Origin of the sequence: Actinoplanes xinjiangensis, from assembly GCF_003148685.1 — a bacterium.
In the GTDB taxonomy this organism is placed as follows: domain Bacteria; phylum Actinomycetota; class Actinomycetes; order Mycobacteriales; family Micromonosporaceae; genus Actinoplanes; species Actinoplanes xinjiangensis.
The window spans coordinates 357,097-371,598 of record NZ_QGGR01000006.1; the positions used below are offsets into that span (position 1 = coordinate 357,097).

Annotated in this window: 15 protein-coding genes and 1 pseudogene; 8 read left to right on the forward strand and 8 right to left on the reverse strand. The window is 73.0% G+C overall.

Going from position 1 to position 14,502, the window contains the following annotated elements:
- Window positions 1-122 precede the first annotated feature (122 nt).
- From BC793_RS16305 to BC793_RS16315, 3 genes are all read right to left on the reverse strand, one after another.
- Window positions 123-926: a cupin domain-containing protein gene (locus BC793_RS16305; protein WP_109593356.1), complete on the reverse strand. Its 804-nt coding sequence runs from the start codon at window positions 924-926 to the stop codon at window positions 123-125.
- Entirely contained in the window at window positions 923-1,474 is a 552-nt protein-coding gene (locus BC793_RS16310; protein WP_109593357.1) for an RNA polymerase sigma factor, read from the reverse strand. The genes BC793_RS16305 and BC793_RS16310 overlap by 4 nt, the downstream gene beginning before the upstream one ends.
- A 271-nt stretch (window positions 1,475-1,745) precedes the next feature.
- The gene (locus BC793_RS16315) at window positions 1,746-2,645 is read right to left on the reverse strand and encodes a LysR family transcriptional regulator (RefSeq protein ID WP_109593358.1); all 900 of its coding nucleotides are present in this window, start codon (window positions 2,643-2,645) and stop codon (window positions 1,746-1,748) included.
- 66 nt (window positions 2,646-2,711) lie between these two features.
- Between BC793_RS16315 and BC793_RS16320 the strand changes: the two genes are divergently transcribed.
- From BC793_RS16320 to BC793_RS16350, 7 genes are all read left to right on the forward strand, one after another.
- Entirely contained in the window at window positions 2,712-3,494 is a 783-nt protein-coding gene (locus tag BC793_RS16320; protein WP_109593359.1) for an inositol monophosphatase family protein, read from the forward strand.
- A 103-nt stretch (window positions 3,495-3,597) separates the two neighbouring features.
- Window positions 3,598-4,212: an NAD(P)-dependent oxidoreductase gene (locus BC793_RS16325; protein WP_109593506.1), complete on the forward strand. Its 615-nt coding sequence runs from the start codon at window positions 3,598-3,600 to the stop codon at window positions 4,210-4,212.
- A 50-nt stretch (window positions 4,213-4,262) separates the two neighbouring features.
- Window positions 4,263-4,604 (forward strand): ArsR/SmtB family transcription factor, encoded by a 342-nt coding sequence (locus BC793_RS16330; protein ID WP_109593360.1) that lies wholly within the window; start codon window positions 4,263-4,265, stop codon window positions 4,602-4,604.
- A gap of 3 nt (window positions 4,605-4,607) precedes the next feature.
- A complete protein-coding gene (locus tag BC793_RS16335) occupies window positions 4,608-5,081 on the forward strand; it encodes an SRPBCC family protein (RefSeq protein WP_109593361.1) in 474 nt (157 codons plus the stop codon).
- Window positions 5,081-5,749, forward strand: coding sequence for a dihydrofolate reductase family protein (locus tag BC793_RS16340; RefSeq protein WP_109593362.1), 669 nt, complete (start codon window positions 5,081-5,083; stop codon window positions 5,747-5,749). Before BC793_RS16335 ends, BC793_RS16340 begins: the two co-directional genes overlap by 1 nt.
- A 33-nt stretch (window positions 5,750-5,782) precedes the next feature.
- Window positions 5,783-6,388, forward strand: a complete 606-nt coding sequence (locus BC793_RS16345; protein ID WP_146246302.1) for a hypothetical protein — start codon at window positions 5,783-5,785, stop codon at window positions 6,386-6,388.
- Window positions 6,389-6,536: 148 nt separating this feature from the next.
- Complete coding sequence (locus BC793_RS16350) at window positions 6,537-7,778, forward strand: prolyl oligopeptidase family serine peptidase (RefSeq protein WP_109593364.1); 1,242 nt, start codon at window positions 6,537-6,539, stop codon at window positions 7,776-7,778.
- Window positions 7,779-7,792: 14 nt separating this feature from the next.
- Here the strand turns inward: BC793_RS16350 and BC793_RS16355 are convergent.
- Together BC793_RS16355 and BC793_RS16360 are read right to left on the reverse strand one after the other, a co-directional pair.
- Window positions 7,793-8,074: pseudogene (locus tag BC793_RS16355) on the reverse strand (SDR family oxidoreductase); the annotation flags it as partial.
- Window positions 8,075-8,106: 32 nt separating this feature from the next.
- The gene (locus BC793_RS16360) at window positions 8,107-9,456 is read right to left on the reverse strand and encodes a M20/M25/M40 family metallo-hydrolase (RefSeq protein WP_109593507.1); all 1,350 of its coding nucleotides are present in this window, start codon (window positions 9,454-9,456) and stop codon (window positions 8,107-8,109) included.
- 91 nt (window positions 9,457-9,547) lie between these two features.
- Here BC793_RS16360 and BC793_RS16365 point away from each other — a divergent pair, with 91 nt between their 5' ends.
- Complete coding sequence (locus BC793_RS16365; RefSeq protein ID WP_109593365.1) at window positions 9,548-10,222, forward strand: alpha/beta fold hydrolase; 675 nt, start codon at window positions 9,548-9,550, stop codon at window positions 10,220-10,222.
- Here BC793_RS16365 and BC793_RS16370 read toward each other — a convergent pair.
- Genes BC793_RS16370 through BC793_RS16380 form a run of 3 tightly spaced genes read right to left on the reverse strand, consistent with a single transcriptional unit; the run spans window position 10,212 to window position 14,443 of the window.
- Complete coding sequence (locus tag BC793_RS16370) at window positions 10,212-11,630, reverse strand: P-loop NTPase family protein (RefSeq protein WP_109593366.1); 1,419 nt, start codon at window positions 11,628-11,630, stop codon at window positions 10,212-10,214. The genes BC793_RS16365 and BC793_RS16370 overlap by 11 nt on opposite strands.
- Window positions 11,627-13,561, reverse strand: a complete 1,935-nt coding sequence (locus BC793_RS16375; protein WP_146246303.1) for a GTP-binding protein — start codon at window positions 13,559-13,561, stop codon at window positions 11,627-11,629. The genes BC793_RS16370 and BC793_RS16375 overlap by 4 nt, the downstream gene beginning before the upstream one ends.
- Window positions 13,562-13,594: 33 nt before the next feature.
- Window positions 13,595-14,443: an IniB N-terminal domain-containing protein gene (locus tag BC793_RS16380; RefSeq protein WP_109593368.1), complete on the reverse strand. Its 849-nt coding sequence runs from the start codon at window positions 14,441-14,443 to the stop codon at window positions 13,595-13,597.
- Window positions 14,444-14,502: the final 59 nt, after the last annotated feature.

Here is a 14,502-nt window from a genome sequence, read left to right on the forward strand (position 1 = left end):
GGTTCGGTCTGTTGCCGCCGATGCGGCTTGTCTGTTGCCGCGGCGGAACCCGCCGGAGGTCCGGCGATGCGGCTTGTCTGTTGCCGTGGCGGTACTCGCCGGTGTCCCGGCGATCAGGCTGGTCAGTTGCCGCTGGTGAGGCGGCGGAACAGGTCGGCGCGGGCGACGGCGAAGCCGGCCATCGCCACGGCGGCGACCGCCCAGACCGCGGCCCCGCCGGGGTGCAGCACGACGGGCAGCTCCGCCGTCGCCAGGCTGGGCACCACGACGGCCAGCGCCCACACCGCGGCCAGCCCGGCCGCCGCACGGCGCACCCCGATCAGGGCGCCCAGCGCGATCGACGCCGCGGTGAACGCCAGGCACGGCGTGAGCAGCAGTGCGAGCGGCGCCCCGGTTCGGGCGCCGGCCAGCGTGAGCAGCGGGATCACCACGGCCAGCACCACGGCGGTGCGGCGCAGCAGCATGCCGAGTCCCGCGGCCGGGGTGCCGGCGACGAGTTCCCAGGCCGGGTCGGTGCGCCGGTTCCACGACACCGCCACGCCGGGTAGCGGCGCCACCGGCGCGAGCAGCAGCACCAGCGACGGCAGTTCGGGATTCACGGCGTGCAGCAGAGCGGCGCAACCCAGCACGGCCGCCGTCATCGTCAGCCACGGCGCCAGGGTCACCGCGAGCCAGCGGCGGCTCACCGCCGACCAGATCCGGCGACGCGGTACGGGCGGGGGCCCCGCCCCGATACCCCGGTCGATACCGGCGGTGACCAGGTCGAGCAGGGCACGGGTGTCCTCGGGCACGTGACCGGCGAGCTGCGCCCGGCAGTCCGCGCACGCCTCCAGGTGGGACTCCACCGACCACACGCTCGCCTCGTCGAGGCCGGGGTCGCCGTCGGCGTACCGGGCCAGCACGGCCAGATCAGGGTGCATGCTCATGACAGCGCCTCCCGCAGCGCGATCCGGGCCCGCCGGGCGCGGGACTTCACGGTGCCCTCCGGCACGTTCAACAGCAGCGCGGTGTCCCGCGCGGACAGCCCGTCGAGCACCATCGCGCGCAGCACCTGCCGTACCTCCGGCGGCAGCCGCAGCAGTGCCTGCTCCAGGTCCTGGCCGACACGGCCGGCCATCACCTCGTCCTCGGCGGCCGGCGCGACGGTCTCGGCGGTCGGCACCGGCGGCACCTGCGCCAGCCGGGCCCGGCGCCGGAACGCGTCGACCATCCGGTTCGCGGCGATCGTCCACAGCCAGCCCACGGCGCTGCCCCGGGCGGTGGAGCCGGCGAAGCTGCCGGCCGCCCGCCACACCGCGAGGTACGTCTCCTGCATCACGTCGGCCACCACGTCGGCGTCCGCGCACCGCCGGCGCAGCCGGACGGCGAGCCACGGCGACGTCCGCCGATACAGCTCGTCGAACGCACGCCGGTCCCCGGCGGCGGTGCGGCGCACGAGTTCTTCCTCGTCAACCGCGTCCAGACTGTCTCTCACGCCCTGATAGACGACCGCGGCACCCCGATCGGATCTTTCCTGACTGTGATCCAGGCCACTGGTTGGCCGGCCGTGCCGGTCCGGGCTGCCGCGAGCGGCGGCCGAGGGTCGCGATTCGCCGGGCGAGACGGGCGCTACCGGTGTCAGCGGGTCCGGATCGTGCTTCGGCCGACGAGAGCGCTGCCCGCGTCGGTAGGTGCGGATTGTGGCTCGCGCGGGGTCGGTGGGTGCGGATCGTGATCGGGCCGGCGGGAGCGGTGCGCCGCCGGTGTCAGCCGGTGAGGACCGCGGTGAAGGCGGCGCGGACCCGGTCGCGCAGCCACGCGTGCGCCGGGTCGGTGTCGAAGCGCTGATGCCAGCCGCAGACGATCGGCGGCTTCGGCAGCTCGATCGGTAGCGGCACGGTGACCAGGCCGAACGCGTCGGCCAGCGGGCGCAGGGCCAGGGCCGGCGCGGTCAGCACGGCGTCGCTGCGGGAGACGGCGTGGGCGGCGGTCGCGGTGGCGGCGACGGCGGCGAGCACCCGCCGGTGCAGGCCGTGCTCCTCCAGGACGCCGTCGACCGGGTCGCTCAACCGGCCGCGGCGCGACACCAGCACGTGCGGCAGAGCCGCGAAAGCCTCGAGATCGACCCCTGCGGCGTACGGATGACCGGCGCGCATGGCCACCACGAAGCGATCGTGGCCCACCACCTCGTGCCGGATCTCCGGCAGCGCCGGCACGGCGGACCCGATCTCCAGATCGACGCGCCCGTGCCGCAGTTCGTCGGTGTCGACGGCCGTCTCGGCCAGGAAGCGCAGCCGCACCCCCGGCGCGGACCCGGTGATGTCGGCCAGCAGGGCCGGAGCGAGTGCAGTGGCCAGCGCGTCGTGGCCCTGGAGCGTGAAGACCCGGTCCAGGCCGGCCAGGTCGAGATCCCGGCTCGGCGCGAGCACCTGCCGGCTCTGTCGCAGCAGTTCGCCGACCTGGTCGCGCACCGCCAGCGCATACGGCGTCGGGGTCATGGTGCGCCCGGTGCGGACCAGGATGTCGTCGCCGGTCAGCCGCCGCAGACGGCCCAGGCTGCGGCTGACCGCCGGCGACGACAGGCGCAGCCGCTGGGCCGCCCCGGTCACGCCGCCCTCCTGGAGGAGGGCGTCGAGCACCGTGAGCAGATTCAAGTCCAGTTGCATGGCGGTAAATCCTACGCTAACAAGATTGCACTGGACTCAACTGTCCGGCGGCCGCAGAGTGGAGCCATGACCACCGAACAACGACTTCTGACCGTCGTGACCGCCGCCGTCCGTGCTGCCGCCGCGCTGGTCACCCACCCGCCGGCGCCGCCGGTCACACGGGCGGAACTCGTCGCCGCCCTGGCCGCCAACGACGACGCCGTCAGCGGTGTCCTCCGGCCGGCCCTCACCGCGGCACTGCCCGGCTCACGGTGGACCGCCGACGAGCACGGGTCCGGGCCGATGCCCACGGGTGACTGGTGGGTGGTCGATCCGGTCGGCGGCAACCTGAACGCGGTGCAGGGCATGCCGGACTGGAACGTCGGCGTCAGCCTCGTCCGGGACGGGCGGCCGGTGCTGGCGGTGCTGCACATGCCGGTCGCCGGTGAGACGTTCACGGCCGTCGCGGGTCAGGGGGCGGCTGCGGACGGCGTACCGCTGAGGGTCTCCGCCAAGACCGACCTGGCGCTGGCGCTGACCGGAACCGGTCAGGCCCGGCCCGGCCGGGACGCCCCGGCCGCGGATCGTGCCGGTGCCGCCGTCGCGGCGATGATGCGGCACGCCCTGTACGTCCGCGCGTCGGTGCCGGTCGGGCATCAGCTGGCGCAGGTCGCGGCCGGGCGGATGGACCTGCACTGGCAGTTCGACAACCTGCGGTCGCACATCGCACCGGTGCTGCTCGTCCAGGAGGCCGGCGGCATCGTCACCGACTTCGACGGCAGGCCGTGGAACGTCACCGGCGACGGCTACCTCGCGGCGGCACCCGGCGTGCACGCGGCCGCCCTCGAGATCCTGCGGCCGCTGCGGTGACCAGGATGGAGACGCATCGGCTCAGCGACGGAGTCTGCGACTCCGGCGACGCCTCGGCACCCTCGACCGTACCGGCTGCCCGTGGCCGGCGGCGGTGACCGGCGTGGAGATCACTGTGCTGGGTGCCTCCGGGGCGACCGGGCTCGAGTTGACCCGCCAGGCTCTCGAGCGTGGGCACACCGTCGTCGCGGTCGCCCGTGACCCGCGCCGGATCGCCCTGCCGGAGACGGCGCGCCTGGTCCGTACCGCCGCCGACGTCCAGGACCCGGACGCCGTCGCCGCCGCCCTGCGCGGCCGGCGGATCGTGCTGTCCGGTCTCGGTGTCGCCAAGGGCGACCGGCCCGGTGTCCTGACCGCGGGAGCCCGGGCCGTCGCCGCCGCCCGCCCCGGCCGGATCGTCTGGCTCGGCGCGTTCGGTACCGGCGCGTCGGCGGCGGCGGCCGGCCCGCTCACCCGCACCCTGCTGCGGATGCTCGCGGACCGGGCCGACAAGGAGACCGCGGACGCGATCATCCGGGACGCCGGCGGAACCGTCTTCCATGCGGGCCCGCTGTCGGACGGTCCGCCCGGCCCCGGCCGCCGCACCGTCGGGCTCGGGCAGGCACCCCGCCGGCTGTTCCCGGCACGGGTCAGCCGCGCCACGGTCGCCGCCGCGATGCTCGACGAGGCCGAGCGTCCCGGGTACGCCGGTGCCGTCGCCGTTCCGCTGCAACGCTGACTCCGACGGTACGGCTTGACGCATTCCGTTATCGGAATATGATGGCTGCCATGGCACGAGCAGCGACGACGTCGGACGCGTTCAACGCGATCGCCGAGCCGCAGCGCCGGGACATCCTGGCGCTGCTGCGGGCGGGGGAGTGGCCGGTCACCGACCTGGCCCAGGAGCTGGGGATGAGCCAGCCGCGGGCGTCCAAGCACCTGCGGGTGCTCCGCGAGGTGGGCCTGGTGCGCGTCCGCGAGTCGGGCAAGCAGCGCCTCTACGGTCTGGACGCCCGCGGGCTGCGGCCGATCCACGAGTGGGTCGGCGGGTTCGAGCGGTTCTGGGCCGACAGCTTCGACCGGCTGGACGCCTATGTGCAGGACCTTCAGCAGACTCCCCGGGAGGATTGATCGATGACAGGGCAGGACACGCGGACGGCCGACCGGGAGATCGTCGTCTCCCGGATCATCGGCGCACCGCCGGAGCTGGTCTTCACGGCGTTCACCGAGGTCCGGCACCTGTCGCGGTGGTGGGGCCCGGAGGGGTTCACCACCACGACGGCGTCGTTCGGCTTCCACGTCGGCGGCGTCTGGGAGTTCGTGATGCACGGGCCGGACGGCACCGACTACCCGGAGTGGATCACCTGGACCGAGATCGTCCCACCGGAACGGATCGTCCTGCTGCACGGTGAGTCGGCCGGCGACCCGAACGCCTTCGAGTCGATCCTCACCTTCGAGCCGGACGGCGCGGCGACCCGGCTCGTGATGCGCACCGTCTTCCCGACCAGAGAGCTGCGCGACGAGGCGGCCGAGAAGTATCACGCGATCGAGGGTGGGCGGCAGACCCTGAGCAATCTGGACACCTACGTCACCGGGGCTCTGCTCTGATGGCCGGCAGGGTCTTCTTCAGCGTGTCGATGTCCCTGGACGGCTACGTCGCGCCCGAGCCGGTGACCACCGTCGACGACATCTTCGCCCCCGAGAATCGCGACGACCCGGAGGTGCGGCGCTGGATGGGGCAGTGGATGGAGCTCCAGCAGTGGATCTTCCCGCTGCGGTTCTTCCGGGAGAACCTCAAGTTCGGCCCCGGCGGCGAGGAGGGAGTCGCCGACGACATCGCCCGGGAGACGTTCGAGCGCACCGGTGCGAGCGTCATGGGCCGGCGCATGTTCGATCTCGGCGAGCGGTCCTGGCCGGAGGAGGCGCCCTTCCACACCCCGGTCTTCGTCGTGACCCACCGCGGCCGCGACCCGTGGGAGCGGCCCGGCGGGACCACCTTCCACTTCGTCACCGACGGCATCGAGGCGGCGCTCGACCGGGCCCGTGAGGCGGCCGGCGACCGCGACGTCCGCCTCGCCGGCGGCGGCACCACGATCCTCCGGTACGTCAACGCCGGCCTGGTCGACGAGTTCACCGTCGCGGTGTCGCCCGTGCTCTTCGGCGCCGGCACCCGCCTCTTCGAGGGCGTCGACGCGTCCCGGGTGGCGCTGGAGCCGATCCGTTCCGAGCCGTCGTCGCGGACCACCCACCTGACCTACGCCGTGCACCGCAGGTAGCCGGCCTGCGGCCGGGGCCCAGGGACGCCGGCGGTGACGGAGACTGGCGGGGTGAACGAGCAGACCCGCGGTGTCATCCTCTACGGGGTCGGCGTGGAGGCCGTCGCCGCGGCGTTGCACGACCTCGACCCCCGCTATGTCCCGAGCGGCGACGGCGACAACGGCCCGGCGCCGGGGTCGGGTCAGGTGCCGGTCGTGTGCCGTCGGCGCGGCCCGGAGGCGGATGCGGTCAGGGTTGCCACGCCGGACGTCGCGTGGCTGGTGGTCGAGTTGTACCGGCCGGGAGTCGAGGTGGAACCCGCCCACGACGTGGGGCTGTGGCTCAACACCTCCCGGGCCGGTCCTCCGCGGGCGGCCCGGGCGATCGACCAGCCCGATCTCGTGACGTGGTACGAGGTCACCGATCCACCTCGCGTCGTCACGACGGACGGCGGGCCCGTCGCGGACGACTACGGCAACATCAGGATCGTCGTACCGGAGGGGAACCGGTCGGTGGCGCACGCGGTCCGGTCGGGTGGAGCGCCACCGCCGTGCCTGCCGCCCGAGGCGGACCTGATCATGCCGACGCATGATCTGTGGATGCTCCTGGAACCCGGGACGACGAGGATGTGCCGGTCCTGCCTCGATCGGCACAGGTGACGTCCACCGGCGTGCGACCGTCCGGAGCCGGCCGCAGGCGATCCGCGTTGCGTCCCGTTGACCGATCCGGCTTTCGCTGAACGCGTACAAATGATAGACATGTGTTGATGTAAAGAAGTCGCAACGTACGCGAAACCTTGGAGCCTGCATGGCTACTCCGGTCAACCGCCGTACCGTTCTCGCGGCAGGTCTGTCCCTGCCCCTCGCCGCCCGCGCCCCCGGCAGGCCGGGGGCGAAGGTGGGGTTCACTCTCGACGCGCGGGTGCTCGACGGCGGCGAGCAGGTCGTCTCGCTCACCCTGGACACCGCCCGGCTGGGGATCGACCCGTCCTCCCTGACGCCCGGCACCTTCGCCGTGCACGCCCGGGCCACCAGCCCGATTCCCATCGCCCCCGGGGATCTGATCTTCAGCGAGTACGACGTGGACCGCACGGTCACCGCCGCCCGGCTCGATCGTCGCGGTGACATCGTGCTCGATCTGGCCCACGCCGAAGGGCAGGTGGGCGGCGGCACCCTCGGCTACATCGTCAGCCGCAGCCGTAACGTACGACTGGACCTCGACTACACGATCACGCAGAACGCCCCGCTGCTGCGGCGCGACGGGCGCCCGGTTCCGATCGCCGCCTTCGTTCAGGGTGGGCTGGCCAACCCCGAGGTGGACGCGTTCAGCCACCACGTCTCCGGCTCGGGCATGAAGTACCGGCTGTTCACGCCGCACGGGCACGGCGGCCGGGGTGGGCGTCCCCTCATCGTCTGGCTGCACGGCGGGGGAGAGGGTGCCTCCCTGCCGGACGGCTACTACGACAACGAGACGACACTGCGGGCCAACCGGGGTGCGCTGGGCTTCGCCACCCGCGAGGCGCAGCGGATCTTCTCCGGCGCCTACGTGGTGGCTCCGCAGAGCACCTCGTTCTGGATGGCGGACGGCCCCGGGTTCGCGCCGCTCATCGAGGAGATCATCACGGATCTGGTACGCCGTCACCCGATTGACCGGCGGCGCATCTACGTCGCGGGGTGCAGCAACGGCGGATACATGAGCCTGAAGATGACCACCACGTACCCCCGCCTGTTCGCCGCGTCGGTGCCGGTCTGCGGCGTCGTCGCGTCGCTGCAGCCGGGCGGCCCGCGGCTGATCACCGACGCCGAGCTCGCCGGGATCACCACTCCCACCTGGCTGGTCACCTCCCGCGACGACACGACGGTGCCGCCGGAGCCGAACACGATCCACGCCCACGACCTGATCCCCGGCTCGCTGATGACGCTCTACGACCAGGTGGTCTGGAACGGCTACCGGTTCAACGGGCACTTCTCGTGGATCTATCTGGGCCGCAACGACCCGAGCGTGGACGGCACGCACGTCTGGCAGTGGATGGCCCGCCGGCGCCGCTGACCGGTGGGGTGCGGTCAGGCGGCGCCGCCGTTGGCGTAGAGGACCTGGCCGTTGATCCACCGGCCGGGGCCGGCGACGAACGCGGTCACCTCGGCGATGTCCTCCGGGGTGCCCAGGCGCTGCATCGGGTTGAGGCTCGCGATGTGCTCGACGACCTGCTCGCTCTTGCCCTCGAAGAACAGCGGCGTGGCGGTCGGCCCCGGCGCGACGGTGTTGACGGTGATGTCCCGGCCGCGCAGCTCGCGGGCCAGGATCAGGGTCATCGCCTCGACGGCGCCCTTGGACGCGGCATACGCCCTCGACGGCGCCCGGTAGCGGACGCGGGTGGTCAGCCGGCCGGTCTCGGGGCGGCGACCGGGCTCCGGTGGCCGGTGGTGTCGACGGCCCGTACGCCGAAGAAGACGTTGTCCTTGGAGAGGTCGACGGTGACCGTGCCGACCTTGCCGACCGGCAGTGAGTGCTGCCAGTCCGGTGCGGTGGTCTCGCGCCACACCACCTCGTATCCGGCGAGGTCCGGCTCGGTGCCGACCTGCCAGCGCAGGGTGGTCGCGTTGGTCAGCTGGGTGGTGTCGACGACCACGCCCTTCGGGGTTCCCGGGGCCTGTGCCAGCGACCAGAGCGCCGTCGCGTTGACCCGGGCCACCCGGGCGATGTATGCGAAGTCGCAGAACTCCGGCAGGTCGCCGTACTGGATGCCGTTCTCCACCCGTACGTCCTGGTGTTCGTGGTCGAAGTTCTCCCGGGGCTCGGTGAAGCGGGCCGCCGGGTAGCCGCGCAGCAGGAACGAGATGTGGTCGCTGCCGCGCAGGTAGCGGTCGCGGCGCCAGACGACGCGGACGTCCATGCCGGCCGGCTCGACGTCCTTGACGAAGCGGCCCAGCTGGCGCGACGGGCCGTCGTTCTCGCCGCCGACGCTTCTGCGGGTGTTGGCCTCGGCGGTGGTCTCCGAGGTGGGCACACCCTCGACGAACAGGCGGACGGTACGCGGGTCGTCGCGGGTGCCGTCGTGGGCGTCGCCGGTGCCGACGATGTCGTTGCTGAACATCGCCTGGATGTCGGCGCCGGCGTCCCGGTACCGCTGAGCCATGTGGTCGGAGCCGTAGAGTCCCTGCTCCTCGCCCGCGACCGCGGCGAACACCAGCGTCGACTCCGGTGCGCGGGTGGCCAGGACCCGGGCCAGCTCCATGATCACGGCCACCCCGGACGCGTCGTCGTCGGCGCCGGGGGCGTCCTTGACGGCGTCCATGACGTCGGTGACCCGCGAGTCGTAGTGGCCGGTGACCACGTAGATCCGTTCGGGGGTGACGCTGCCGCGCAGGGTGGCGATGACGTTGGTGATCCGGGTCGGGGCCGGGATGCGCGGCGAGACCGGCTGGATGAACGACTGGAGCTCGACGGTCATCCGGCCGCCACTGGCCGCGGCGTGGCGCTGGAGTTCGGCGAGGATCCAGTCGCGGGCGGCGCCGATGCCGCGGACAGGGTCGTCCTGCGACGACAGGGTGTGCCGGGTGCCGAAGGAGACCAGTCTGCGGACGATCGCCTCGATCCGTACCGGGTCGATCTCCTTGAGGATCCTCCGCAGTTCCCGGTCGGGTGCGGTGGCTCGGGCCGGTGCGGGGACGGCGACGCCGGCGGCTGTCGCCGCACCCGCCACCAGAAGAGTGCGCCTCGTGGACATGCGGCCCACTGTTCTCCACCCGGCCGCACATGTCCATGTCTGTCGATGTCTCGGCTTGTTTCGGTGCCCGCCGCCGGGGAATCCGACAGCCATGACCGAATTCGTGCTGGTTCCCGGGGCCTGGCACGGCGGCTGGTGGTACGACCCGGTCGTCGAGGCCCTCACCACCCGCGGACACCGGGCCCGTGCGGTGACCCTCGCCGGTCTCGCGGACACCGCCGAGGAGCACCTGGTCACGCTGGAGACCCACATCGACCAGGTGGCCGCGCTGATCACCGGGCCGGTGGTCCTGGTCGGCCACAGCTACGGCGGCATGGTCGTCACCGCGGTCGCCGACCGGGTGCCGCACCTGGTGCGGGCGCTGGTGATGCTCGACGCCGACGTTCCCGACGACGGCGACTCGTGCTGGTCACTGGCCCCGCCCGCGATCCGCGACTCGCTGATCGAGGGCGCCGGCGACGACGGCCTGACCGTCGCCCCACTGCCGTTCTTCGACGACCGGGCCCGCCCGCACCCGCTGGCCACCCTCATTCAGCGGGTGTACCTGACCGGCGCCTGGAAGCAGGTCCCGGAGAAGGTCTTCGCGGCCGCCACGGACACCCCCGGCGGACTGCAGGCCCCAGCGTCGACGGCGAAGGTCCGCGACGACCCGGCGTGGCGCTACGAGGAGTGGCCCACCAGCCACAACGTCCTCCGCGACGGCCCGGACCGGGTGGTCGGCCTGCTGCTCTCGCTCTCCGTCGCGGCGCGGTCCGCTACCCGGTGACCGACGGCATCGACTCGGCGCCGGCCAGCATCGCCTCGCAGCTGCGCAGCACCACCGCGGCGGCCCGCCGCTGGGCCGGGGTCCGGTCGCCGAGCCCGGCCTCCCGGCGCCACCGCTCGGCGCTGTCCTCGGCCACCGCCCAGATGTCGTCCATCGTGGCCTCGGTCGGCAGGCCGAGACGCTCGCCGAGGCTGGTGCCCGCGCCACCGAGCAGCCGCAGTGCCTCCCGCGCGGTCTCCGCGGGCAGCGCCACCCGCCCCGACCGCAACGCCGACAACAGCCGCAACTCCGCGAAGTCGTGCGCCCCGGCCAGCAGCAGTTCCAGTTCGGCCAGCAGATGCCCGGACGCCGCGACCCGTTCGGTGCGCAGCAGATGATCCAGCACGATCAGCGCCGACCGGGCCTTGAGCGCCGCCCGCCGCGCCACGAACAGCTCGGCGATCGAGGCCTGGAGGTCCTTGAGCCCGCTGTACTCCTGCAACCGTTCGGCCAGCGCGGACGTCGTGGCCGCACCGGTGCGCACCAGCGCGAGCGCCAGCCGGATCCCGCCGAGGCCGAACCGTTGCAGCAGATCCAGCCGCGCCCGCGCGCCGACCACGGGCAGCGCCCCGGCCGCGGTGAACCGGTCGGTCGACAACAACGACGGATCGGATGCGGTACGCGGCAGGGCGGCGATCGCGGCGAGCGCCCGGAACTCGTCGTCCCGTAACGTCCGCGCGGCATGCCCGATCAGCGGGGACATCGCGACCACGTCCTGGCAGAGTGCCGCGATCGCCGGTTCACGACGACGGCGCCGGGCGATCCGCCGGGCCTCCAGCAGCCCGTCCGGCAGCCCGTCCCCGTGCATGTCCGCCTTGGTCAGTACCACGAACACATGAATGGGAAAGGCCGCCGGGCCCCGCAGTCCCCGGCCGGCGCGCAGAAAGTCCAGATCCGGTTCACCGATCCGGGGTGTGAGCAGCAGGACCGCGTCGGCTTCCGGCAGCACCTGCCCCGGCGGCGTGGACGGCCCGGTGTCGATCAGCTCGGTACGCCGCAGCACCCGGCTCGGCCACTGCACGACCGCCCGCGGCACCGGGGTGTCCAGCCGCAACCCGCCGGAGGTCCGGGCGACCGGGACCTCGTAGGGCCGCCCGTGCTCCGGCCGGCTCCAGGCCCGCAACTCCGTGCCGTCCCGGTAGGTCACCAGATCGGCCTGTCCGACCGGCGCCACGTCCTCCCCGACGAGCGCGTTGACCAGCGTCGACTTGCCGGTCCGGCCGGCTCCCGCGACGGCGAGGCGCAACGGCCCGGCGAACCGGTCGAGGGTGTGCCGCAGCCGGCCGTCGGCGTTCGGATGGCCGTGATAGACCTGCGCCGCCCGCATCAGCAGGTCGTGCGTACGCCGTTCCAGCTCCTCGCTGATCACGCCCGGGCCCGGTCCGTCAGCGCCTGCGCCTGGGTGTGCAGTTCGGCCAGCCGGGTCAGTTCGTCGCGCAACCGCCGGCCGTGGGCGTCGCGGGCGGCCGCGTCCCGGTCGGCGGCGGCCTTGGCGTTGCGCAGCGACTCCATGGTCTCCTCCTGGAGATCCTCGGTGACGGCCGTGAAGTGGTCGCGCAGCGCCCGCTGGGCCCGCCGGACACTGTCGCGGGCATCCTTGTTGAGCCTGGTGAAGATGTCGTCGACGTGCTGCCGGACCGCGTTGCGCGCCTCGGTCTGCCGACGTTTGAGCAGTGTCTTGCTCTCGTCACGGACACTCTTGCCACCGAACAGGGCGCCACCGCCGATCGAGATCGGGTTGATCAGCGACATCCCGGCGAGACTGGTCGCCAGACCGAACATCACCACCCCGCCGTACGATCCGCGCAGCCCGATGAACAGCTTCTGACCGGGCGTGAACGTCGCCACCGGCGGTGCGTCGAGCGTCGACACGCCCTGCAACGTGCCCCCGTCGGTGATGGCCAGCGCGGTCGACGGCAGCACGTCACCGGCCTCCGGCGGGAACATGTCGGCGGTCCGGCGGGCCATCCACTCGGTCCGCTCGGCCAGCCAGGTCATGCTGGTGGTGGCCAGTTCCTGGAGTGCCTCGCGCAGCCACGGCTCGAATTCGTCCCAGCTCTTGGCCGGATCGTTGGTGGTGAAGAACTCGTCGGCCTCGGCGAGCAGGGCCTTCACCCGTTCCCGCAGGTCGTGTTCGATGTCCGACATCAGGTCGGCGACCTCGTCGGACAGCCGGTTCTGCCAGCGGACCGTACATTTGCGCAGGTCGTCGAGGCGCCGGTGGGTGGCCTGGAGATGCGCCGCCGCGTCCGAGGAGAACCCGTCGCCCTGGCTGTCCAGCTCCGCGCGCAACGGCACCGCGAGTTCCTGGATCGCCAGCCGGCCGAGTGCCCCCGCGGTCGCCCGCGCCAGCCGGTCCGGCTTGGCCTCGACCATCTTGCGCAGGTGTACGAGCAGATCCGCGAACCCGGACTCCCGGTTGAGGGCGTCGTCGCCGGTGCGTACCGCGTGCAGCCGCAACGACGACGAGACCGCGGCCACCGCCGCCGGGATGCCGGCCCGGTTCAGCCGCAGACGGCTGTCGGCCAGGTCGCGGCGCCAGTCGGGGGCGTAGTCGGCCTTGGTCAGCACCACCAGCAGGCCGGGGAAGGAGCGGCCGAGCCCGGTCAGGACGGTCAGCTCGTCGTCGCTGAGCTGCCGTCCGGTCTCGCAGGTGTAGACGACCAGATCGGCGCCCGCCCGGTCGGCCAGATCGTGGGCCGCGGTCACCGCCCGGTCGGGGGCGGCGAAGGTCAGCGCCGGCGCGTCGATCAGCACCAGTCCGCCGGCCAGCAGCGACCGCGGCACACCGACGTCGACGTGCACCGGCGCGCCGGCCGGCAGGGCCGCGGTCGCCTCGGCCAGCGACGCCCCGAGCCGTTCCGGTACCAGCGGGATCCGGGCCTGCAACCCGACCGCGGCCGTCCAGTCGGCGGCCGGTGAGTCGCGCCGGATCAGGTGGGCCGTCGGTGTGTCGGCGTGGCGTACCACGGTCGGCACGCCGGTGTCGGCGTCCGGCAGCACGCCGCACACCGAGGCGTTGATCAGCGCGTTCACCAGCCGGCTGCGGCCCTGCTGGGCGGGGCCGACGACCAGCACCCGCAGCTGCGGGTGCAGCAGCCGGGCCCGGCGGCGGGTCAGCCGTTCGGCGAGATCCGCACGACCGTGCGCCTGGCAGGTGCGGATCACCGCGTCCATGGTGTCCATCCACCAGGGATCACCGGTGGCGGCACCGCGCAGCGGATCGGGCGCCGGCCGCGGATGCGGAATCAGGGAAGCGGGACCCGTCGATGCCGTCGTCCCGGCTTCCCAGCTCGTCATCCGCGTCCGTCAGCCTTTCGTCGTGGCGCCTGTCTAGCCGATGCCGAACACCTCGGCCTGCGTGGCCTGCGGCTCGTCGGCGCCGGACAGCAGACCACCGGTCAGACCGTGCAGGCTGTCACCGACACCGGAGACCGTGCCGGTCACGGTGCCGGTCAGCCCGTCGACCGCGTCGAGAGACGTGACGCCGCTCAGGTCCGGCTGGATCAGCGATCCGATCGAAGAGGTTGCCTCGTGGACCCCGGACACGTCAAGCAGGCCGGAACCGACGGTCTCCGGCAGCGCCGGCACGTTGCTCACCGTGTCCAGAACGCCACCCAGGTCGCCGCCGAGGTCACCGGTCAGGCCGGCACCGAGGTCACCGGTCAGGCCGCTGTCGTAGGGCACCGGGTCGACGGCGAACGTGGACGAGGTGGCCACCGCGCTGTCCACATCGAGCGCCGGGTCGTACTCGGCCGACAGCCCGCCGACCGTCGCCGACGTGCCGGCGCCCAGGTCCAGGGCGCCCGGCAGCACCGACACCTGCGCCAGCCCGTCGGCGTCCAGGCCCAGCACCGTGACGTTGACGCTGCTCGTCGCGTTGATCTCGGCCAGCGGGTCGTGCGTGACCTGGGCGGCGATCGCCTGCAACTGGGCCACCGCCCCGGCGACGTCGAGACTGGCCACCCCGGTGGTCAGGTCGTCCAGCCCGTCCGGGCCGGTCAGCCCGGCCACCGGCGCCGAGTCGATCACCAGCGGCAGCACCTGCTGCACGTCGGTGGCGGTGATGTCGTCCAGCCCGGCGTGCCGCAGGGTCGCCTCCGGGTCCAGTTCGAACGCCGACCGCGCGGCCGGGTCGTAGATCAGGTTGAGAACGAAGTCCTGCAAGGTGGGCGAAGTCATTGTCGAGCTCCTAGACGCTGATGCGGATCGAACGGCGCGGGCCCGGCGCCGAGATGAAA

Excerpts from the sequence above, each read along its gene's own strand:
- BC793_RS16305 (WP_109593356.1), bottom strand. The coding sequence starts at position 926 with ATGAGCATGCACCCTGATCTGGCCGTGCTGGCCCGGTACGCCGACGGC.
- BC793_RS16315 (WP_109593358.1), bottom strand. The coding sequence starts at position 2,645 with ATGCAACTGGACTTGAATCTGCTCACGGTGCTCGACGCCCTCCTCCAG.
- BC793_RS16320 (WP_109593359.1), top strand. The coding sequence starts at position 2,712 with ATGACCACCGAACAACGACTTCTGACCGTCGTGACCGCCGCCGTCCGT.
- BC793_RS16330 (WP_109593360.1), top strand. The coding sequence starts at position 4,263 with ATGGCACGAGCAGCGACGACGTCGGACGCGTTCAACGCGATCGCCGAG.
- BC793_RS16335 (WP_109593361.1), top strand. The coding sequence starts at position 4,608 with ATGACAGGGCAGGACACGCGGACGGCCGACCGGGAGATCGTCGTCTCC.
- BC793_RS16340 (WP_109593362.1), top strand. The coding sequence starts at position 5,081 with ATGGCCGGCAGGGTCTTCTTCAGCGTGTCGATGTCCCTGGACGGCTAC.
- BC793_RS16350 (WP_109593364.1), top strand. The coding sequence starts at position 6,537 with ATGGCTACTCCGGTCAACCGCCGTACCGTTCTCGCGGCAGGTCTGTCC.
- BC793_RS16360 (WP_109593507.1), bottom strand. The coding sequence starts at position 9,456 with ATGTCCACGAGGCGCACTCTTCTGGTGGCGGGTGCGGCGACAGCCGCC.
- BC793_RS16365 (WP_109593365.1), top strand. The coding sequence starts at position 9,548 with ATGACCGAATTCGTGCTGGTTCCCGGGGCCTGGCACGGCGGCTGGTGG.
- BC793_RS16375 (WP_146246303.1), bottom strand. The coding sequence starts at position 13,561 with ATGACGAGCTGGGAAGCCGGGACGACGGCATCGACGGGTCCCGCTTCC.
- BC793_RS16380 (WP_109593368.1), bottom strand. The coding sequence starts at position 14,443 with ATGACTTCGCCCACCTTGCAGGACTTCGTTCTCAACCTGATCTACGAC.